This is a genomic window from Cyclobacterium sp. L-R (assembly GCF_056859355.1).
Genome location: NZ_JBSXOH010000050.1, coordinates 21,184 through 43,084, shown reverse-complemented (window position 1 = coordinate 43,084; position 21,901 = coordinate 21,184). Strand labels below are relative to the sequence as shown.

General features: G+C 39.9%; 17 protein-coding genes and 1 riboswitch. Of the genes, 7 read left to right on the top strand and 10 right to left on the bottom strand.

Annotated features, from left to right (window positions below):
• Window positions 1–315: 315 nt before the first annotated feature.
• Window positions 316–2,019 carry a GMC oxidoreductase gene (locus tag AC13EX_RS05750; RefSeq protein WP_482891929.1) on the bottom strand — a complete coding sequence of 568 codons (1,704 nt, stop codon included), beginning with the start codon at window positions 2,017–2,019 and terminating at the stop codon, window positions 316–318.
• A 14-nt stretch (window positions 2,020–2,033) separates the two neighbouring features.
• The gene (locus AC13EX_RS05745; RefSeq protein WP_482891928.1) at window positions 2,034–2,576 is read right to left on the bottom strand and encodes a gluconate 2-dehydrogenase subunit 3 family protein; all 543 of its coding nucleotides are present in this window, start codon (window positions 2,574–2,576) and stop codon (window positions 2,034–2,036) included.
• A gap of 149 nt (window positions 2,577–2,725) precedes the next feature.
• On the opposite strand from AC13EX_RS05745, the gene AC13EX_RS05740 reads away from it, so the two are divergent.
• From AC13EX_RS05740 to AC13EX_RS05720, 5 genes are all read left to right on the top strand, one after another.
• Window positions 2,726–4,978 carry a TonB-dependent receptor gene (locus AC13EX_RS05740; RefSeq protein ID WP_482891927.1) on the top strand — a complete coding sequence of 751 codons (2,253 nt, stop codon included), beginning with the start codon at window positions 2,726–2,728 and terminating at the stop codon, window positions 4,976–4,978.
• A gap of 25 nt (window positions 4,979–5,003) precedes the next feature.
• Complete coding sequence (locus AC13EX_RS05735; protein ID WP_339711820.1) at window positions 5,004–5,612, top strand: nitroreductase family protein; 609 nt, start codon at window positions 5,004–5,006, stop codon at window positions 5,610–5,612.
• Entirely contained in the window at window positions 5,612–6,208 is a 597-nt protein-coding gene (gene gldD, locus AC13EX_RS05730; protein ID WP_482891925.1) for a gliding motility lipoprotein GldD, read from the top strand. The genes AC13EX_RS05735 and gldD overlap by 1 nt, the downstream gene beginning before the upstream one ends.
• 124 nt (window positions 6,209–6,332) lie before the next feature.
• Window positions 6,333–7,400 carry a fatty acid desaturase family protein gene (locus AC13EX_RS05725; RefSeq protein ID WP_048641216.1) on the top strand — a complete coding sequence of 356 codons (1,068 nt, stop codon included), beginning with the start codon at window positions 6,333–6,335 and terminating at the stop codon, window positions 7,398–7,400.
• Between the two features lie 49 nt (window positions 7,401–7,449).
• A riboswitch (TPP riboswitch) is annotated at window positions 7,450–7,546 on the top strand.
• Window positions 7,547–7,628: 82 nt separating this feature from the next.
• The gene (locus tag AC13EX_RS05720) at window positions 7,629–10,031 is read left to right on the top strand and encodes a TonB-dependent receptor (protein ID WP_482891924.1); all 2,403 of its coding nucleotides are present in this window, start codon (window positions 7,629–7,631) and stop codon (window positions 10,029–10,031) included.
• A gap of 72 nt (window positions 10,032–10,103) precedes the next feature.
• On the opposite strand, the gene AC13EX_RS05715 is transcribed toward AC13EX_RS05720, so the two are convergent.
• Window positions 10,104–11,219: an NAD(P)/FAD-dependent oxidoreductase gene (locus tag AC13EX_RS05715; RefSeq protein WP_482891923.1), complete on the bottom strand. Its 1,116-nt coding sequence runs from the start codon at window positions 11,217–11,219 to the stop codon at window positions 10,104–10,106.
• 131 nt (window positions 11,220–11,350) lie between these two features.
• Between AC13EX_RS05715 and AC13EX_RS05710 the strand changes: the two genes are divergently transcribed.
• Window positions 11,351–13,843, top strand: coding sequence for a zinc-dependent metalloprotease (locus tag AC13EX_RS05710; protein WP_482891922.1), 2,493 nt, complete (start codon window positions 11,351–11,353; stop codon window positions 13,841–13,843).
• Between the two features lie 95 nt (window positions 13,844–13,938).
• Here AC13EX_RS05710 and AC13EX_RS05705 read toward each other — a convergent pair whose 3' ends face one another.
• The 7 genes from AC13EX_RS05705 to rfbC form a co-directional block, all read right to left on the bottom strand.
• A complete protein-coding gene (locus tag AC13EX_RS05705; protein ID WP_482891921.1) occupies window positions 13,939–14,685 on the bottom strand; it encodes a shikimate dehydrogenase family protein in 747 nt (248 codons plus the stop codon).
• Window positions 14,682–15,617, bottom strand: coding sequence for a DUF368 domain-containing protein (locus tag AC13EX_RS05700; RefSeq protein ID WP_482891920.1), 936 nt, complete (start codon window positions 15,615–15,617; stop codon window positions 14,682–14,684). Before AC13EX_RS05700 ends, AC13EX_RS05705 begins: the two co-directional genes overlap by 4 nt.
• Before the next feature lie 32 nt (window positions 15,618–15,649).
• Complete coding sequence (locus AC13EX_RS05695) at window positions 15,650–16,411, bottom strand: phosphosulfolactate synthase (protein WP_048641210.1); 762 nt, start codon at window positions 16,409–16,411, stop codon at window positions 15,650–15,652.
• 37 nt (window positions 16,412–16,448) lie between these two features.
• The gene (locus AC13EX_RS05690; RefSeq protein WP_048641209.1) at window positions 16,449–17,861 is read right to left on the bottom strand and encodes a tetratricopeptide repeat protein; all 1,413 of its coding nucleotides are present in this window, start codon (window positions 17,859–17,861) and stop codon (window positions 16,449–16,451) included.
• A 98-nt stretch (window positions 17,862–17,959) separates the two neighbouring features.
• A complete protein-coding gene (locus AC13EX_RS05685) occupies window positions 17,960–18,922 on the bottom strand; it encodes an NAD-dependent epimerase/dehydratase family protein (RefSeq protein ID WP_482891919.1) in 963 nt (320 codons plus the stop codon).
• A gap of 25 nt (window positions 18,923–18,947) precedes the next feature.
• A complete protein-coding gene (locus AC13EX_RS05680; RefSeq protein WP_048641207.1) occupies window positions 18,948–19,703 on the bottom strand; it encodes a tyrosine-protein phosphatase in 756 nt (251 codons plus the stop codon).
• Window positions 19,703–20,254, bottom strand: coding sequence for a dTDP-4-dehydrorhamnose 3,5-epimerase (gene rfbC / locus AC13EX_RS05675; protein ID WP_482891918.1), 552 nt, complete (start codon window positions 20,252–20,254; stop codon window positions 19,703–19,705). The genes AC13EX_RS05680 and rfbC overlap by 1 nt, the downstream gene beginning before the upstream one ends.
• 218 nt (window positions 20,255–20,472) lie before the next feature.
• On the opposite strand from rfbC, the gene hflX reads away from it, so the two are divergent.
• Window positions 20,473–21,738, top strand: a complete 1,266-nt coding sequence (gene hflX, locus AC13EX_RS05670; protein WP_048641205.1) for a GTPase HflX — start codon at window positions 20,473–20,475, stop codon at window positions 21,736–21,738.
• The last annotated feature ends 163 nt before the right edge of the window (window positions 21,739–21,901 follow it).

The window sequence follows — 21,901 nt, the reverse complement described above, 5'->3', positions numbered from 1 at the left end:
AGCCCATGGTAAGGAGATATATACGTCACGATTTTGGCGGTATTGTTGCCAGCTTTTAGCAACAATGCTGACAAAATCTCATATCGATTTGCTCAATTTAGCTTAAACTTGAAGTCGATGTAATCATCCAAAAAATGATCATCCATAGCAAAGGCAGACTGCTACACCCTTTCCACGCCAACAGCCCCCAAAAAAGGGTTCGCAGTGACGATTTGTTGGGGGCTATACGATATTATAAAACCAAAAAAATAGGCCGGAACAATGTCTCGGCCTATTGGATTCACCTTAAAGGGTGTAATGGGTTTTTATTTATAACTAACCCCTATTCTTCACTGCATGGTCCACTGCTCTTGCAGTAATTGCCATATAAGTAAGGGAAGGATTTTGGGTGCTGGTGGAGGTCATACAGGCCCCATCCGTAACGTATACATTTGGGCAAGCATGTACCTGATTCCATTTATTGAGTACGGATGTTTTCGGGTCTTTGCCCATTCTGGCTCCTCCCATTTCGTGAATGTCCAGGCCTGGTGCACGTTTGTCATCCCTAGTACGGATATTGGTGAAACCTGCCGCCTCAAACATTTCCGACATTTGCTCCAAATAATCTTTTATCATGGCCTCATCATTGTCGTCATAATCCATGGAGATTTTCAATTGTGGAATGCCCCATTCGTCTTTTAGATTAGGATCAAGGCTAACCTGGCTTTCTTCTTTAGGAATGGTTTCGCCCATCATGTGAGAACCCATTCTCCAAGGACCGTATTCCGGTGCCTTGGCCATGGACTGTTCCAATTCATCACCTATGCCTGAATAATCATTATGCGTGCTTCTTCCTGAGCTAAAACCTGCCGCATAGCCTCTAAGGAAGTTCGTTTCCTGCTTGTGTAGGTTTCTGAACCTTGGGAAGTAACCTGAAGTAGGTCTTCTGCCTTCGGTGGTGTATTCCTTCAGTCCATCGTATTCGGCTGAAATGCCTGCACGGTAATTATGAAAGGCAACATATTTACCCAGTATACCGCTGTCATTACCTAAGCCATTTGGGAAACGACTGGAAGTAGAATTAAGTAAAATCAAATTGGTATTCAGCGCACTTGCATTGACAAAGATGATGTCTGCATAAAACTCCTTCATTTCTTTGGTTTGGGCATCGATTACCCTTACTCCCGTAGCCTTACCTTTGGCATCATCATAAATGATGGAGTGTACCACTGCATGATGGTGCATGGTAAGATTGCCTGTTTTGGCAGCCCAAGGTAGCGTGGAGGAATTGCTACTGAAATATCCACCAAAGGGACATCCACGCTGGCAAAGGGTTCTGTTTTGACACAGGGTTCTGCCTTGCTTGGCATAGAATTCCTGGTTCCCAGTGATATGCGCACAACGTGCAACTACAATTTCCCTTTCTGGGTAATTGTTTTTCAAAAACTCCTTAAAATATTTTTCTCCGGCTGTCAATTCAAATGGAGGCAAAAATTCCCCATCAGGCAAATTTGGTTTTCCGTCTTTGTTACCCGAAACGCCGATGAATTTTTCTACATGGCTGTACCAAGGCGCCAGGTCTTTGTAGCGGATGGGCCAGTCAACAGCAAATCCATCTCTGGCAGGTCCTTCAAAATCGAAATCGCTCCAACGTTGTACCTGTCTGGCCCAAAGTAGGGATTTGCCTCCGGTTTGGTAGCCACGAATCCAGTCAAAGGGTTTTTCTTGAACATAGGGATGTTCGGTATCTTTTACGAAGAAGTGCTTTGTATCTTCTTTATAAGCATAACACCTGCTTACTACCGGGTTTTCTTCTTTTACACTTTGGAGTATTCCACCCCTGTGCTCAAGTTCCCAAGGCATGCTGTTGGTGGTGGGGTAATCTTTGATATGTTTTACCTCGCGGCCTCTTTCAAGTACCAGGGTATTCAATCCTTTCTCACAGAATTCTTTCGCTGCCCATCCCCCACTTATTCCAGAGCCGATGACGATGGCGTCATAGCTATTTTCTTTTTTGCTTTTTATATTCAAATTGGCCATTGCGTCCGTTCTTTTTAAGCGTTTTCAATTAATTTGCTGCCATAAAATCGGGCAGGAACCAGTTCGTAGGGCTTAATTTCAGTCATGAAATACTCAGAATTGAGGTAGGCCTGAAGTGCGAAACGTTTTGTGGTATTTAGAAATTGGCGGGTATGGCCGGCTTCACTTTCATTTTCGCCTTCCAATGCCATTCCCTTCACAATCGCCTCTTCAGCTTCTTTTTGGTCCATTTTTGAAAATGCCTTGCCAAAGGTTTTCTTTGAAAAATCTTCCCAGCCTTTAAGGCCTTTTACGAAACCATCTTGCTGATCCGCACTTAGGCAATCGTTACTCATTACAAGTACAAAGTCCTGAATCATTAATTCTTCAGCCTTCTTTAGTGTAGTGCCTGGAAAAATGGTATTTGTTACCTGAGTGAGTAAAACTTTATCACTCTGGGTAATGTTTAGGTTTTGATAGGCTTGCAAAATAGATTCCTCGCTGAAGTCACAGGCTGGCATTAATACCGCCCCTCCGGTTAGAATCGCTAATTGCTTCATAGCTGATCTTCTATCCATAATCGTTTTTGGGTAAAATGAAAATACACGAACAAGTTATCAAAATTTTGATTAATCTAGTAAGGTTTTTTTCATCGGTGGTGCATTACTACAAAAATGCCGTAATTTTGGCGTTGAAACTTAACCACAACTATTATAAAATTTACAAAATGAAATTAAAATTATACCTATTAGTATTATGCCTTCTTCCGCTGGGGCTTTTGGCACAAACGAATATTAAAGTATTGGATGCCGAATCCCGAGAGCCAGTTGCCTTTGTCACGGTTAAGGTAGATACCAAAAAAGCCATAACCGCCAATGAAAATGGAGAATTAACGGTTGACCTCAGTGAGCCTTCAAATTTGCTATTTTCACATATAGCCTTTGAGGAACAATCCGTATTGGTGCCTGCTTCAGGTGAGGTTACTGTGTTTTTGGTTAGAGGAGAAAATGCACTTACTGAAGTTTTGGTTAGCTCTTTTGAGTCAGAACGGCCACTATTGGAACAGGCAGCAGGAATAGCGCGTGTATCAGAATCAGATTTGTATAGGTTCAATGAAACCTCCATTGTGCAAGCATTTAATACCAAACCTGGGATTAGAATTGAAGAACGTGCACCTGCCAGTTATCGGGTGTCTATTCGCGGAAGCTCTTTGCGCTCTCCTTTTGGGGTGCGAAATGTAAAGGTTTACTGGAACGGTATGCCTTTTACAGCTCCAGATGGTACCACACCTTTGAACATAATGGACTTGTCCAATATTCAAAATACAGAAATCATTAAAGGTCCTGCAGGTAGTATCTATGGTGCTGGCAATGGAGGAGTGATTAGCTTTACCAGCAAAGAGACGGTAGATGAAAATAGAATTGGTGCAGACCTTTCTGTAGGAGCCTTTGGTTTGGTTCGTTACCGATTGGGCATAGACCAAAAACTAGAAAATGGAGGTCTTAGCGTATCTTATGCCAAGCAAAAATCAGATGGTTACAGAGACCATACTGCCATGGACAGAGAAGTGCTTCAAGTGACAGGTTATTTTCAGCCTTCCAAGAAACAAAAGCTAACCACTCAAATCCTTTATTCCGATCTTTTCTATGAATTACCTGGGGCATTGAATGCGACACAATTAGCTGAAAATCCAAGACAGGCCAGGCCAGGATCTGCAGCTCAGAATGCCTCTATCAATCAAAAGTCAATGTATGGTACGCTGTCTCATGATTATAGATTTAATCATAACCTTGACAATAAAACGTCTATTTATATCAATACCACAGATTTTGAGAATCCTTTTAACCTGGATTACAAAAAAGAGACGCAATTTGGTTATGGCGGAAGGACAAGCTTTACTTATGACGACATATGGTCTAATATTCCTGTAAGGCTTATAGGTGGAGGTGAATACCAGTTTTCTAAAACATCTGCCCAAAATTTTGGCAATAATGGAGGGCAAATTGATACCATCCGTTTTGGTGATGAGCTATTGACAAGTACTGCTTTTCTTTTCCAACAGTTGGAAGCGGAACTCTCCGATAGGTTTTTGATGACCATAGGCTTGAGCGAAAACTTTTCTAGTTTTAACATCGCTAGAAACATTGATATGATCAATGGGGTACCTTCCAATGCCAAGCGTACTTTTGACCCGGTGATTGTGCCAAGGGTGGCTTTGTCAGCAAAATTAAACAACAATGCAGCTTTGCATGCCAGTATTAGCTCAGGCTTCTCTCCACCTACCATCGATGAGGTAAGGACCAATGAAGGCTCAATTAACCTTGACCTGGAGGCGGAAAAGGGAGTGAATTATGAATTGGGTTACCGCTCAAGTTTCAATAAGGGCAGGGTCAATGTAGATGGTTCTGTTTTCTACTTTAAATTGGATGAAACCATCACTACTTTTGTCAATGAGCAAGGGGTGGTGCTCTTTAGAAATGCTGGAGCAACCAACCAGAAGGGAATAGAATTGATGGTAGATTATGCCCTGGTAAGAAAGCAAATGTCTTTCGTACAAGAAGTGAAAGTCACGCATTCTTTTACAGGTCATTATTTTAAGTTTGAGGACTTTGTAAAAGGAGACAACGATTACAGTGGAAACGACCTCACTGGCGTTGCCCCCCACACCTTGGTGAACCAATTGGATATTAAAACCAAGCCTGGGTTTTACCTGAATTTCACCCATCAGTATGTGGATGACATTCCTTTGAATGATGCCAATACTGTGTTTCAGGAGTCTTATCACCTGATGAACTCAAGAGCAGGATGGAGAGGGGATGTTGGAAAAGCTTTTGACCTGGAATTGTATTTTGGGGTTCAAAATTTAACGAATGCCAGTTACAGTCTAGGCAATGACCTCAATCCATTTGGGGGTAGGTATTACCAACCTGCAGCCATAAGAAACTTTTACGGAGGAATAAAGGTTGGTCTAAAATATTAGTGGATCAAAAAAATTATAACAAAATATGAACAACAAGCCTGTATTCAATATAGAAGAAGTCAATAAAATCATCCGCAACAGAAGGTCCCAATTTGTGGCCCAATTCAAGGAAAATGATCCCATAGAGGACAGTATTATTAAGGAGCTTTTGGAAAATGCCAATTGGGCCCCTACTCATAAGTTGACACAACCATGGCATTATATGGTGTTTTCAGGTGAGGGATTGAAAAAGCTGGCTGATTACCAGTCCAATCTATACAAAGAACGAAGCGAAAAAACAGGGGTTTTCAAAGAAGCCGTGTATACCAAATTGAAGGAGAATCCATTAAAAGCTTCTCATGTAATCGCAATAGGTATGAAAAGGGATCTTCGAGCCAATCTTCCCGAAATGGAAGAAATAGCCGCTGTTGCTATGTCAGTACAAAACATGTATCTTACAGCCAGTGCTAGAGGATTAGCTGCATACTGGAGTACAGGTGCACCTACTTTCTGGCCAGAAGCCAAACCGTTTTTTGGACTTGGTGAAGAAGACATGTTAATGGGTTTTTTCTTTATTGCCAAACCTGTATCAGACGGATGGCCTGAAGGAAAAAGAACACCCATTTCGGATAAAGTGACCTGGGTAAAAGAATAATGAGTTTTATTAAAAGACAATTTCAAAATCCTGCTTTGGCAATCTGTTGGTTGGCTTTGCTTTTGATTGGGGCATGTAGTGAAGACTACCTTCCCAAACCCAAAGGCTATAACCGAATTGACCTACCAAAGCGGGATTTTGTTAGCTTAAATAAAAACTTACCTTATAATTTTGAACATTCTGTTCATGCACAAATAGAAAGGGATTCATTTAACTTGCAAGAGAAGACCTGGACCAATGTGCATTACACAGATTTAGATGCCAGAGTGCACCTGACTTACAAAGCGATCAACTGGGACAAGGCTTTATTAAAAACTTATCTGGATGATGCCATGAGCCTTACCTTCAAGCATCAGGTAAAAGCTTACGGTATAGATGAGGCAGTAGTGTTAACCCCCAGAGGGTATACCGGTTTTGTCTCAGAATTAAGTGGAGAGGTGCCCACTCAATTTCAGTTTTTTGTTACAGATTCTACGCAACATTTTTTAAGAGGAGCCTTGTATTTCCAAACAGCAGTTAAAAATGACTCCTTGGCTCCAATCATAGAGTATATCAAAATTGACATGATGCATTTAATTAATACCCTAACTTTTTAATTGAAAATGTCAAATTAAATTGGTATCTTTAATATATCTTAATTGAACCCTACCTAAGGCTATTTTTAATAGTGTACTTAAGCCGAGTAATGTTACCCGAAATCATTTAATTTTAATTTAATATATGGCTACGCCAAAATTCTCCAGACCTAAAATAACATTTCACCAGGATTTAAAATCCAGAGTGGCAGAATATTTTAAAGCACACAATCTAGCACGTTCAGGAAATTCCGAATTATTCGTAAAAGCGGGTATCATGGTCGTTGGATTTGTATTGTTGTACATTCACCTGGTCTTTTTTACACCGCACTGGATTTTAGGACTCGTAGAATGTTTGGTTTTGGGTGCATTGACAGCATTTATTGGTTTTAATGTAATGCATGATGGGGCACATGGGAGTTTTAGTGACCGACCTTGGGTCAATTCTCTGGCCGGAATGTCAATAAATTTTCTAGGAGCGAATGTTTTCATGTGGAAGACAAAGCACAATGTTGTGCACCACTCATTTACAAACGTAGATGGTGTAGATGATGACTTGAATGCCAGGCCATTTTTACGCCTTTCTCCAAGTCAAAAGAAATTTAAAATACACCAGTTTCAACACTATTATTTTATCTTCACCTATTCTTTATTGTACCTCTATTGGGTATTTTTCACAGATTACAAAAAGTACGTTACCGGAAAAGTAGGAATAGTGCCTATTCAAAAAATGAAAATGTCTGATCATATCAGCTTTTGGGCTTTTAAGGCACTTCATTTGGTGCTTTTTGTTGCCATTCCGGTTTATATGGTTGGATGGGGCCCATGGTTAGTAGGTTTTCTTGTATATGGCCTATTCGCAGGGCTAGTGCTGACACTTGTTTTCCAACTGGCACATAGCTTGGAAGAAACGGCTTTCCCTGTTCCTGAGCCTGTGTCCAATTGCCTTGAAGACGAATGGATGATTCACCAAATCAGAACAACTGCAAATTTTGCCACTGGATACAAGTTACTTACCTGGTTTTTGGGTGGGTTAAATTTCCAGATAGAGCATCATTTGTTTCCTAAAGTATCACATATCCATTACCCGGCTATAAGTAAAATCATTAAGCAAACCTGCAAGGATTATAACATTCCATACCTTGAGCATCAAAAATTAAGATGGGCCTTTAGGTCTCATTTTAGACATTTGAAGGGCTTGGGAACGGCCTGATCTAAAGGTCGTGATTTGTCATTTTAAATAATACCAGCTACATTTGTGGCAAGATCATTAGGGGTGCCTTAATATAACGGGCTGAGATCATACCCATATCACCTGATCCGGATAATGCCGGCGCAGGGAAATGAAAAATAGCTAATCGTACGTAATGCTATTGGGTAAACAACTAAAGGAGATTTGTCCCCTCATTTCTGCTATGTTTAACCAGAATAAATTATCAACATGAATCGTATTTGTTTTACAGCAATATTTTTATTGCTGTGCCAATTGTCTATTGCCCAAACCAGTATACAGGGAATAATCACCGATGCTGAAACTTCCTTGCCTCTTCCTGGAGCTACTGTTTACCTGGAAAACACCCAGAAAGGTACTGTAAGTGACCAAGATGGAGCTTTTCAGATTAATGACATCAAGCAAAAAGTGGCAAACCTACGCATAACCTTTGTAGGCTTTTCCTCCAAAAACGTAAGTGTAGCCCTTCCTCAGCAAGGAGATTTATTAATCGCCCTGAACCCAACCACCCTAACTGCTGAAGAATTTATTGTTTCAGGAACAAGGGCCTCTGAGACTACGCCCACTACCTTTCAGGTCATCAGTAAGGAAACACTTGGGAAGGACAACCTTGGGCAGGATCTGCCACTATTGTTAAATTATACCCCTTCCATTGTTACTCACTCAGATGCTGGAACGGGCGTTGGTTATACCGGTTTGAGAATCAGAGGAACAGACCAAACCAGGATCAACGTCACTGTTAATGGAATCCCATTGAATGATGCCGAATCTCATGGCGTGTTTTGGGTAAATATGCCAGATTTTGCCTCTTCAGTGGACAATATCCAAATCCAACGTGGAGTGGGTACTTCTACCAATGGGGCTGCTACTTTTGGTGCCAGCCTTAATATTCAGACCGACACCAAAAAGGAAGAAGCCTATGCAGAAACCGACAATTCCTATGGTTCTTTCAATACCCGAAAACATACCATTAAAGCCGGTACTGGCTTGATCAATGACAAATGGGCTGTAGATGCCCGTCTTTCTCAAGTTACTTCTGATGGATACATTGACAGGGCTTTTTCTGACCTTAAATCTTACTTTGTTTCCGGAGGCTATTATGGAGACAAGCATGTGTTTAAGCTGAATATCTTTGCAGGAGCCGAACAAACCTATCAGGCTTGGAATGGAGTACCGGAAAGCCTACTTAAAAGCAACAGGACATTCAATGGTTATACCTATGAGAATGAAACTGACAATTACCAACAAAACCATTATCAGTTTATCTATGCAGGAACACTGACGGATAATTTGAAAGCGAATTTTGCATTGCATTATACTGCTGGACAGGGTTATTATGAACAGTTTAAGGAAGACGATGATCTGGAAGATTACGGTTTTGCCCCAATTGAAATAGGCAGTGAGGTAATAAACAGTACAGACATTATTCGCAGAAGATGGTTGGACAATGACTTTTATGGTTCCGTTTTTTCTCTGAATTACGTTTCAACCAATGGTAGATTGGACGCTATATTGGGAGGTGGAGCCAATCGATATGATGGAGACCATTTTGGTGAAGTCATCTGGATGGGCGTTACTGGTAATACCAATATTAGAGACAAATATTACAACAATGTAGCTGTCAAAGACGACCGGAATATTTACCTCAAGGCGACCTATGAGGTTAAGGAAAGACTTTATTTGTTTGCTGACATGCAGGTAAGAGGAATCGACTATTCTTTTGATGGGAAAAATAACGACCAAAGGGATGTTAGTGGAAACCAGTCCTATACCTTTTTCAATCCTAAGTTTGGTGTGTCTTACGAAACAGGAACGGGTCAAACCCTTTATGCTTCCTACGCAGTGGCCAATAGAGAGCCTGTAAGAAGTGATTTTACTGACTCTCCATTATCTGAAATTCCAAGACCAGAGAAACTTAAAAATGTGGAGGCTGGAATCAGGGTGAAAAAATCCAACTTCCAGTACAATGCCAATTTTTACTATATGGGATATAAAGATCAGTTGGTGCTGACCGGACAATTGAATGATGTGGGTGCTTATGTTCGGGAAAATGTCGCCAGTAGCTATAGGGCGGGTATAGAACTTGATGGTGCAATAGTGCTAACACCTAAATGGACGCTAGGTGGTAACATTGCTTTTAGTCGAAATAAGATTGATTCCTATACTGAGTACAGTGATGTGTATGACGAGAACTGGGATTTTACAGGGCAGGAAAGCATCACTTATACCAATACCGACATTGCTTTCTCTCCAGATGTTGTAGGAAGTGCTATTATTGATTTCAGGCTATTGAAGAATCTTGAAGTAAGTTTACTTAATAAATATGTAGGACAGCAGTTCCTTGACAATGCACAGCAAAAGGGAAGAAGCCTGGATGCTTATTGGACTTCTGACTTGAGATTTGTGTATTCTTGGAAACCAGGTTTTGTGAAAGAAATGGTTTTTTCAGGTAAAGTTAATAATTTATTCAACAACCTTTATGAGCCAAATGGCTATACCTTTGGTTATTTCGTTCCTTCCAGTGAAGGACAGGGCATGGAACGTATAGCAGAAAACTATTACTACCCAATGGCAGGAACTAGCTTTATGGCTGGTGTAGCTATCCGTTTTTGATATTTCGGGTTTGAGAAATTTAATATTCAGAATTTATTGAAAATGCTCCTTGGCTTAAGCTTGGGAGCATTCTTACTTTATGGGTTGTCCATGGGTTTGAAGAATGAGTTTTTTCGCCAGGTAAGGAGATTTTTTGATCACATTCACAGCAAGGTTTGAAACAAAAGGAGCGCCGAAAAGCTTTTGTACTGCTCTTCCCGTTCTCAGGCGACTGAAAAAATACTGGTTCCAGGCTTTGGCGTATGCTTTTTGAATCATTGCCAATTTCTTGTGCTTGAGAATGGCATCAGCTGCAAGCTTCCCCGTATGAATTGCGATGGCCATACCATTGCCGCACAAAGGGGTAATCATCCCGGCAGCATCTCCAATCATAAGTAACTGATTTTCCACCGGAGACTTGGTTGCGAAACTGATTTCATTGATTACCTCTGGCTTTTCCCAAAGGAATTCTGCCCGACTATATATTTCTTTGATATGAGGGTTTTTAAACAAATATTGTTCCTCCATGCTTTGAATATTCCCAGCGGCCTTTAATTGCTCTCTACTTCCCAGGTAGCAAAGATTAAACGCCCCATTTTCAATTTTATTGATGCCAAGATAGCCACCATTGTAATTGTGTAATGCCACCATGTTTTCCTCATGCGCTATATTAATATGGTATTTAATACCTACATAAGGGCTTCTTTGATTGAGGAAGCCACGGTCAAGGTACTTGTCTATTCGGGATCTTTTACCGTAGGCTGCCAGGACAATAGGAGCAGTCAGAAGATCACCTTCATTGGTATTTACCTCAAATACATTTTGGTCTGCTTTGAAATCGATGGTGGATGCCTGGGTTTTTAAAAGAAATTTAACCCCTACATTAAGGCATTTTTTGTATAAAAAGTTATCCAGGTTGTAACGACTTATTCCAAATCCACCTAAGCCCAGGGGGATTTCTGCCAGCGCACCATTTACGGCACTGAGCCTGAAGGTATTGATTTCAGCAGGTTCAAAAGAAGAAGGGAATAAATCTTCCTGTATTAGAAAATCCCTGACTTCATTGGAAACGTACTCCCCACAAACTCTGTGAAAAGGGTACTCTTTTTTTTCAATAACAAGAACGCTTTTGCCTTCTTTTGCTAAGAGGTAAGCGGCAATAAGTCCCGAAAGCCCTCCTCCAATGATTGTGATTTGATTTTCATCCATGTTTTTTATTAACAACTTGATGCCTGATAGGTTTGCTCCTGTTTGATTTAGGTGTTGGGTTTTGCCAAGTTTACAAATTAAAATTTTAATTTTAGCTTTCTATTATTCCTAACTTAATTAATTGAACTCAAATGTTAAAGTCAAAAGCAAGCATTTTGATTTTGCTGTTAGTAAGTTTTGGCCTGAATCTAATTTCTCCAGATTTGGCAGAGGCACAGCGAAGGAAGAAAAAAAAGGATGAGCAAGAAACCAAAGAACCGGAAAAAAAACCGGCGAAGAGCAAAGATGGTTTGAAATCCTATAAAGAGATTATTAAAGACAGCACCGAAACAAAAGTTGGTCTGTTTACAGTCCACAAGGTGGATGAAAAATACTACTACGAAATCCCAGAAGAAATGCTGGGTAAGGAAATGCTTATGGTCACTACCATTGCCAAAACAGCCAATGGAATAGGCTATGGCGGAGAGCGCACCAATACGCAGATGCTTAAATGGGAAAAGAAAGACAAAAACATATTGTTGAAAGTAGTTTCTTATGCCAATACGGCTGCAGATTCCCTACCCATTTATCAGGCGGTTAAAAATTCAAACTTGGAACCAATTCTTTATAGGTTTGATGTTGAAGCCAAAGGCAAAGACGGAAAAGGCTGGTTGATTGAGGTGTCGGATCTCTTTTCAAAGGATGTGCAGGCTTTGGGCTTACAACAAAGCAGACGAAAAGGATACAAGGTAACGCGTTTGGATACAGATAGGTCTTATATAGAGCGTATAAGTCCTTATCCTACTAATATTGAAGCGAGGTATGTGCTCACTTATGCCGCCTCTGCACCTCCATCTAACACTTCAACTGGACTTATCACAGTGGAGATGAACAGTAGCATGGTCTTGCTTCCTGAGGTACCAATGAAACAAAGATTAGCTGACCAAAGGGTGGGTTGGTTCAATACCCGTGTTACTGACTATGGACTGGATGCCCAAAAGGCAAGTAGAAGAATTTACCTTGATAGATGGAGATTGGAAGTGAAGGAGGAGGATATTGAGAAATTCAAAGCGGGAGAACTGGTTGAGCCCAAAAAACAAATCGTTTATTATATAGATCCTGCCACACCTACAAAGTGGGTGCCTTACCTCAAAGCTGGGGTGGAGGATTGGAATGCAGCTTTTGAAGAAGCGGGATTTAAGAATGCCATCACGGCCAAAGAAGCCCCAAGCCCCGAAGAGGATCCTGATTGGAATCCTGAAGATGCCAGGTATTCTGTCATTAGGTATTTTGCTTCCAATATTCAGAATGCTTACGGGCCACATGTTTCTGATCCAAGATCTGGTGAAATTATAGAATCGGATATAGGTTGGTACCACAATGTGATGAACCTTTTGCGCAACTGGTTTTTTGTACAAACTGCAGCGATCAACCCGGATTCAAGGGGTATGCAGTTTGACGATGAAGTTATGGGCAGGTTGATCCGTTTTGTGTCGTCCCATGAAGTGGGGCATACACTTGGTTTACCGCATAACTTTGCTTCTTCTTTTGCCTATCCTGTAGATTCATTGCGGTCAGCTACTTTTACAGCGAAATATGGTACAGCTCCATCTTTGATGGATTATGCCCGTTTTAATTATGTCGCCCAGCCCGAAGACAAGGGAGTGCACTTATTTCCAGAAGTAGGGCCCTATGATAAATTCGCCATTTCCTGGGGATACAAGCCAATACTGGATGTCGAAACACCGGAAGATGAGCAGGAAATCCTGGACCAATGGATTGTAGAGAAGAATGGAGACCCAATCTATCGCTATGGCAGACAGGGAAATTCTTATGACCCCAGTACCCAAAGTGAAGATTTAGGTGATGATGCTGTGAAGGCTTCTACTTATGGAATTCAAAATCTAAAACGCATTGTTCCGAACCTAATCGAATGGACAGGTGAATTGGACAAGCCCTTTAAAAATTACGATGACTTAGAAGAGCTTTACGGACAAGTCTTGACCCAATACAATCGTTACATGGGACATGTGAGGACAAATATTGGTGGGGTTTATGAGATTTATAAGGCCATTGGTCAGGAGGAAGCTGTTTATACCCATGTAGACAAGGCCAAGCAAAAGGAAGCCATGGATTTTATCCAAAAAGAGCTTTTTGCGACCCAGGATTGGCTTACGGATGATGCCATTACTAGTAGGATCCAGGATTTTGGAATACTAGACAGAATTAGAAAATTGCAAGTAGGTACATTGAACGGTATACTTGATTGGGGAAGATTGGGCCGAGTAATTGAAAATGAAGCCTTAAATGGTTCCGAAGCCTATGGTTTATTGGAATTGATGACAGACTTAAGAAAGGGGATTTGGGAAGAACTAAGTTCTCGCAAAGTCATCGATATAAACAGAAGAAGCCTTCAAAGGGCTCATATTGAAAAGCTTGAAGAACTAATGACTAAGGATGCTAGTGGAAGGTCAGCTTCTTCACTAAATGCCTCTCAGTCAGATATACCTTCTGTGGCAAGGGCATCATTAAAAGTGATTCAAGCTGAAATTAAACGTGCTATATCAGGTACCTCAGACAGTATGAGCAAAATCCATCTGGAAGACTGTCTAGAAAGGATTAATGTAATATTAGATCCTTCCTGAGCAGGAAAATATAAAAAGTAAAATGAAACCCATGGGCAAATGCCTATGGGTTTTTTTATGGTCCATTATTGGACTTTTTTAGTGGTGGTTTTGGCTTATTTATTCCAGATATCCCAGGCAGCCTCAGCTTGTAAGTGAAGCATTTCTATCCCATTTTTAGTTTTCGCACCCATTTTCGCAGCAGCCATCATCATGGCCGTTTCTGTGGGATTGTAAACCAGATCATAATACCAATTGCCTTTGTTTAATTGTGCAATAGGCAGGTCAGGCATGGCCGAAACATTGGGGTAAGTACCCAATGGGGTGCTGTTAATGATAAGTGGATATTTAGCCAGATAATCAGGGGATTTCTTTATTTCATCGTAACTGATGGTGTCCTTGGCTGATGGATCTGGGTTCCGAGATATCTTCAAAAAGGGGATTTCCAGGTCTTTAAGTGCTTGGCAAACCGCCTTCGAAGCACCGCCTGTACCTAGAATCAAGGCTTGAGGCCTTTCTTCACCCAGCCAATTGGTCAATGAGGTTTTGAACCCATAATAATCGGTGTTATAGCCCACCAGACCATTAGACGTAAGTTTGATACAGTTAACCGCACCGATAGCCTTACAAGCAGGGTCTAGCTTGTCCAAATAGGGGATTACCTGTTCCTTGTAGGGTATGGTTACATTGATACCTATTAATTCTTCTTGAGAGGCAATTATTTCAGGTAAAGCCTTGATGCTGTCGATTTCATACAGATCGTATTGGCAGTCTGAGGTTCCCTCTCGGGTGAATTTATCTGAGAAATACTTTTTCGAAAAGGAATGGGTAAGTGGGTAACCGATTAAGCCAAATTTTTTCATTCTTTTCTAAAATTATATGCTACTCTTTCAAGTCCAACCACAAGAATAACCCCGATTAAGAATGCCAAAATGGCAACCAGAAAAGCAGGTTCCTGACCTGTCTCTGTAAGGTATACATGAGGTAAGATGTTCTCAGTTAAAAATGGTTTTTGATCTCCAGAACTTGACATTCTGTAACTGAGTATTTTTTTCCAGGGCCATATTTTGTTAATAGAGCCGATCATAAAGCCGGATAAAAAAGACAAAGTGATGGCATGGTAGTTTTTCAAGAACCATGATATTAGTCTGCTGAATAGTAGCAAACCTGTGATACAACCTAAGGCAAAAACTGCCAAAACAACAAAGTCTTTTTCATTGACAGCGTGAAGGATGTATTCGTATTTGCCAAGAATAAGCAACAAAAAGCTTCCAGATATTCCAGGGAGAATCATGGCGCATATGGCTATGGCTCCAGAAATAAAAGTAAACCAAATGTTGTTCGGGGAGGAAATCATCGGTAGTTCTGTGATGAAATACGCAATGACCACTCCTATCGGAAACATCAAAATGGCAATAATGTTCCATCGCTTAATGTCCCTTAGGATTATTATCGCACTAATAAGTATTAAACCGCAGAAAAAAGACCACAATGGGATGGGATAGCTATCTATAAGAAAGGTAATGGCCTTTGAGAAAGCAAAAATACTGGTAAGGATTCCCAGGAATAAGGTCAGCAAAAAGCTTGCATTTACATGTTTCCAGAAAGCGACAATATCAAACTTTGCCAAGAGCTTAAGGGCATCAAGATCAAATGAATTGATGCTAGAAAGCAGTTCTTCATAAATCTTTGTTATCAGTGCAATGGACCCCCCTGAAACTCCAGGAACAATGTCGGCACTTCCCATACCCATGCCTTTTAAGAAAAGCAATACCTTCTCATTAAACTTATTCATTGGTTGGACTTTGTTTATAAAGAGGTGTAAAATTATTTATCCAAAAAGAAATCGAAAGTATCTCCTCTTAGGCCAAGTCTTAATGTTTCTAAAGGAATGATTTCATTGGGCGCGATATTCCCAAGGTTGACATTTGATCCAAGTAATTTGATAAACCAGACTTGTTGTTCTTTCTGTGGTGCTTCCCAAATGATTTTTTCTTCAGGAACCTGAGTTAAGATTTCTTCTACAAGACCTTGTCTTACTTCTCCGGAATCCCTAAAAAGTCCTACGGTGCCACCTTCTCTTGCTTCACCGATTACTTTCCAAGCACCTGCACTCAACTCTTTTTGCATCTGATCAATCCACTTATAAGGAGGGATGATTTTTGCTGCGTCTTTTGAACCCACTTCTGAAAGAACTGTCACGTCTTTTGCAAGGGTGCGAATGTATTCGCATTTTACGTCATGGTCCAAAGTGATCGACCCATCGGAAACCTCCACGAAAGACAGTTGGTACTTGTCCAATAAACGCCTGTAATCGTCAAATTGATTTCTAATAATAAAGGCTTCAAATAGTGTCCCACCAAAGTAGACGGGTATCCCTGCAGAGCGATAAATGTCTATTTTTTCTTTAAGTTTCGATGTGACATAGGAAGTGGCCCAGCCAAATTTTACGATATCAACGTAATCTCCGTTAGATTCAATAAAGTCCTCCACTTCTCTTAGACTTAAACCCTTGTCCATTGCCATGGTGAATCCTGAATCTCTAGGCTTTTGTGTTCTGGACGGGATGCTTTTTAGAATGTAATTCATTCAATGTGATTTTGATAAAATAGATAAACAAGAATTTTTATTCTTTCAAACCCTCTCTATACTGTTTGATAATTTTGAAGATTGCTTTTTGTTGTTCCAGTTCTGGCATCAACTCATAAAGCAAGATGTGTTTTTCAAAGTCCAAAGTTAATGCATTTTCCAAAATTGAAAAGGCTTCTTTGTATTTACCTGTCTTAATCATGTATACTACCAATCGATAATACAAGGATGCTTCTTCAGGTAATTCCTCCAATCCTTCCATTATAACATCTTCAGCCTCTTCAAATCGGTTTTGGTCAAAATAGATCAAAGAAAGGTTGACGTAAGTTTCTAATATGCCGGGTTCTAGATTGATAGCTTCTTCATAGGCTTCGGAACTTGATTGAAGATTGCCTAATTCGTATTCCGCATCGGCAAGCCCTACCCAGTAGCTGGCATTTTCAGCGGTGAGTTTAATGGCCTTTTTAAAATAATGAATGGCCTCAAAATACTTCTTCTTTTTGACCATGCACATGCCTAAGCCAAACCAAGCATCATCGTATTCTGAATCTAACTTTGCTGACTTTTTGAAATATTTGAAAGCCATGTCTATCTGATCCAGCTTTTCATAAGAGGCAGCCAGATAGCAACAGTTTTCGGCATTGCTTCCTTCGCAGTTTATGGTGTTTTGATAGGCTTCCAGCGCTTTTTCATACTGATTGGTGTTCATCAGTGCATTGCCTAGGTTAAAATAGGCAGAGGAAAAGGTGTCGTCTATCAAAAGGGCATAATCGTAAGCCTCAATGGCATCTTCGAAATTTCCCAGGCGATTGTGGACTACGCCCAGATTGTACCATGCATTGGCATTGTATGGGTCATGGTCAATAAATTCCTGGTAGAAGTCTAAAATCTCATCAAATGAGCCTTCCTCATCGGTCAACATGGCCAATTGGAACAAGGCGTCCTCATGATTGATTTTGAGTTTTACAGCTTCTTTCAAGCATTCAATGGCCTCTTTGTTTTTGTTTTCAATTCTGTAAAAATTACCTAAAAGGTAAAAAACCTCCGCTTTGTCTTCTGCCAAGGGCATGAAACTATTTAGCAACTGAATAGCGTCAGCATTTTGGTCAAGAATAGACATGGCATTGGCAAGTGTCAGTACGATATCCTCATTGTTTGGAGAGATATTGTTTAGGTTTTCAAGAATTTCCAAACCATCCTCTACTTCATCTAAGAAAATGAGTGATTGGGCCATCAATAGTTTGATTTCTATTGAAAATGGAAATTTTGATAGGGCCCATTCGCTTGTTTTTAATGCTTTTCTATATTTAAAATGGTCATGGTAATATCTAATGATGTCCTCTAGTTCTTCTTCTCCGAAGAACAAGTCCAAGTTTGCGCTAAGTGAGTTTTCAAACCTCTTAACCAACTCTTTCTCTTCATCTGGTTGATTATCAAAATCTCCTGTCATAGGTTTGATGTATATTTTAAACTTAAGATACCAAATATTTTCTTTTTGAAGGGCTATGCATTTATATGTTTAAGATAATTTAACGTCAAGCAGTTTTTTTAATTTTCTGACATGGCCCATTTAAATGTATCCTTCAAAGGTGTATAGGTAAAATTCGTTAATTCATTTACTTTAGTGTTGTCATAGCTGATTTTGGTTTGTGCATTTTGAATCGTTTGCCGCGAAATAGGAATTTTGTTTGCGGCAAAATAATTGTAAAACATAGACCAATTAACGACCAATTTGGCCATCCAGTTATTTAAAGGTTTTTTGGGAGCGGTTAGTTTGAATTCAGTAGCCATTTCCTTAAAGAATTTCTCATATGGAACGGCTTCTTTGTTGATAATGTATCGGCTGCCCCAGGATTCTGAGGTGATTATGGAATGGATAAGCGAAACAGCATCTCTTATGTCAATGTAATTGATGTCTCCAGTTGGATAATAACTGTGGCCATCTAAAACATAGCGGTATATCTGACTGCTGCTTCTTTCATCTCCTACTTTAGCGAGGAGTACGGATGGATTGAAAACCATCACTTCAAGACCTTCCTGAGCACCTCTCCATACTTCAAGTTCTGCAAGATGCTTGGAAATTGCATAGGGAGTATTCATTGTGGAATTGACCCATTTTTGATTTTCATTGATGATAGGAATATTGTCCTTTCCAAGTGCCGCCACCGAACTTATAAAAACCAGGTTTTTGCAGTTGGTAGAAAGCATGGCATTGACCAGGCAAGCTGTTCCTTGCGTATTGGTTTTCAATAAGGCCTCCTTTTTGGATTCATCAAAGGAAACCATGCCGGCAGCATGGATAACCAGGTCCTGATCCTTGCAAGCCTCAATGAGTAATTCTACATCTGTGATTTCACCTTCATACCATTGAACCTGGGTGGATAAGTCTCCGAGAAGCGCTGTGCTGCTACTTGGTCTTTTGAGACCTGATAGTTTTGCCTTACCAGCATAGCTTTTCGCTAGATAGCTTCCCAAAAGTCCGGTAATGCCGGTAATCAATATTTTTTTCACACGCAATAACGCTTACAGGTTGTTGTTATAAATTTTTATTCCACAAATCCAATTCCTGCAATTTGTCAAAGTATTTACTATGTGGCAACCTTTCCATGGCATCAAGGTATTTTTCGTTGTGACAATCAGTGCCTACTAATTTCACTAAACCCTTGTCAATCAATTTTTCAGCAAATTTTTTGACTCCTTTGGAATAATAACCAGTCAGAGAAAGCAAGTTAAGCTGAAAAGGAATGTTCCTATCCACCAAAGATTCCAAGGTGTCGGATTCTTGATGCAAGTACATGTACCTTTCTGGATGTGCAAATATAGGCTGATAACCTAACATTTCCATTTTGAAAAATGTTTCCAAAAGAATGGGAGGTTTGCTCATAAAACCAGTCTCTACAAGCACCATCTTGTTGCTGCCGAAATGAAGAAGTGGCTCTTTGTTTTCCACTTTTTCGTACAAAACTTCATCCAGGTAATATTCTGCAGCAGCTTCCAACTCAATGTCAATTCCAGCCTCTTTTACTGCCAATTTGAGTTTCTCTAAACCCGCATTGATGATCTCAGGTGTATTTTTGAAAAACTCACTCATGATATGTGGCGTGATGATGAGCTTTTTGAAGCCATAGCCCGAAAGCCTGGTGATCAGCTCAATGGATTCTTCCATTTTTTGTGAACCATCATCTATGCCTGGAATCAAATGACTGTGCATGTCTGTTTCCACCCAACTAAGGTCAAGTGGCTTGTCATTTGATGAATTTTTAAATTTTCTGAATAGTTTAATGATAGACATTAAAGTCCTCCTTTGCTTATTTCTGTGAATTTTTCAATGTCAGGCCACAATTGGTCTTTTTCAGAAAGTAGTGGTTCATCGACTCCCCAATCAATGTTTAACTGTTTATCATTCCAAATAATTCCACCTTCACTTTCTTTATTGTACAAGTTTGAACATTTGTAGGTGAATACGGCTTCTTCTAAAACTGCAAATCCATGGGCAAAACCAGTAGGTACATACAGCATGTTTTGAAGTTTTTCATCCAACATCACCGAATGAAATTTCCCATAAGTGGCTGACCCTTTCCTAAGGTCTACACAAACATCCAAAACCTTGCCACTAATAACCCTGACAAGTTTGGCTTGTGCATGAGCTCCTGTCTGAAAATGGAGACCTCTTACAATTCCAGCTTCTGAATAGGATTGATTGTCTTGTACCCAGTTGGTATTTAAACCTTTACTTTCAAATTTGTCCTGACGATAACTTTCCAAAAAATAACCCCTTGCATCTTTAAATACTTTTGGGTAGATTTCATATACATCTTTAATAGGCGTTTCCCTGATTTCCATACCTTTGGATTTATAATTTTAAAAAACGGTGTAAATTCGTAAATATCTTTTGAAGATATAAAATTTTAAAATGAATTTTTAAAGTTGGGAGTAAAAAGAAAATAAAGTAAAGAGGGATCCTAGAGCAGGGTTATTTAATTTAATTGATAGTGAATCTATTGCCGCAAGAATGCGTTATGATTTACTGAATTAAAAAAAGATAGAATTATACTTTCTGAATGAGTAAACACAGTAGAAAATTAGCAAAATTAGTAGATACCTCTCCAAAGGAAGAGACCGCTATTTTAGTGGCACTTATCCATCAAAATGAAACTGAGGCCTTGGTTCATGAGCATTTAGATGAGCTGGCCTTTCTGACAGAAACCTTGGGGGCAAAAGCCATTCATCGGTTTACCCAAAGAATGGATAAACCTGATACCCGGTCTTTTGTAGGCTCTGGTAAACTTGAGGATATTAAAGCTTATATCGAATATTTCGCGGTGGATATGGTCATCTTTGATGAGGACCTGAGCCCCTCTCAGGTAAAGGTGCTGGAGAATGAATTGAAGATCAAAATTTACGATAGATCCATGTTGATTTTGGATATCTTCTTAAGCAGGGCACAAACCGCTCAAGCCAAAACCCAGGTGGAATTGGCTCGATTTCAATACTTACTCCCTAGGCTTACCCGAATGTGGACCCACCTTGAGCGTCAAAGAGGAGGAACCGCAACCCGTGGTGGGGCTGGTGAAAAAGAAATAGAAACGGATAAGCGAGATATCCGCAGAAAAATTGATATCCTAAGAGAGAAGCTCAAGAAAATTGAGAAGCAAGGACAGACGCAGAGAAAAAGTAGAGGAGGCATTGTGAGGGTAGCATTGGTAGGATATACCAATGTGGGGAAAAGTACTTTGATGAACCTATTGACTAAAGAAAATATTCTAGCAGAAAACAAACTCTTTGCAACGGTAGATTCTACTGTGAGAAAAGTAGTGCTGGAGAATATTCCTTTCTTGATTTCTGATACAGTAGGTTTTATCAGGAAATTACCTACTCACCTTATTGAGTCCTTTAAATCTACCCTCTCTGAAATAGAAGAAGCAGATCTTTTGGTTCATGTGGTGGATATTTCTCATCCCAGTTTTGAAGATCAGATAGCTGTTGTCAATCAAACCCTGAGTGAATTGGGTGCAGGTGATAAGCCAATGATAATGGTTTTCAACAAAATTGACATCGCTCCTAAAATGCCTTCAGAGGAAGTACTGATGGAAATGTCGGAATTTGAAGTGGAGCAGGCCAATTTTATTGATTTTGATAAATTGGAAGCGAGTTATGCGAAGAAATCGGCCATCAAGCCGGTATTTATGGCTGCCGAAAACGCAACCAATATTGAAGGGTTTAGAACAAGCATTACAGCAGAAGTAAAGAAGATTCATAAAAAAATGTATCCTCACTACCTTGCTGATGAAGTGTTGGACATGTCACAATTTCCGGAAGAGGATTGAGTTATCATGATTGAATTGGGTTTTTAATCTTGTAAAAGGGTTAGAAGAATTTAAAGCCGGTAAGATTTTAATTATTGATTTAACCCAGATTATGTAATAGAATTTGTGATCAGTGTTGCAATCGCAAGGAAATCAGACTGTTTGGAGATTTTAGCATAGCACC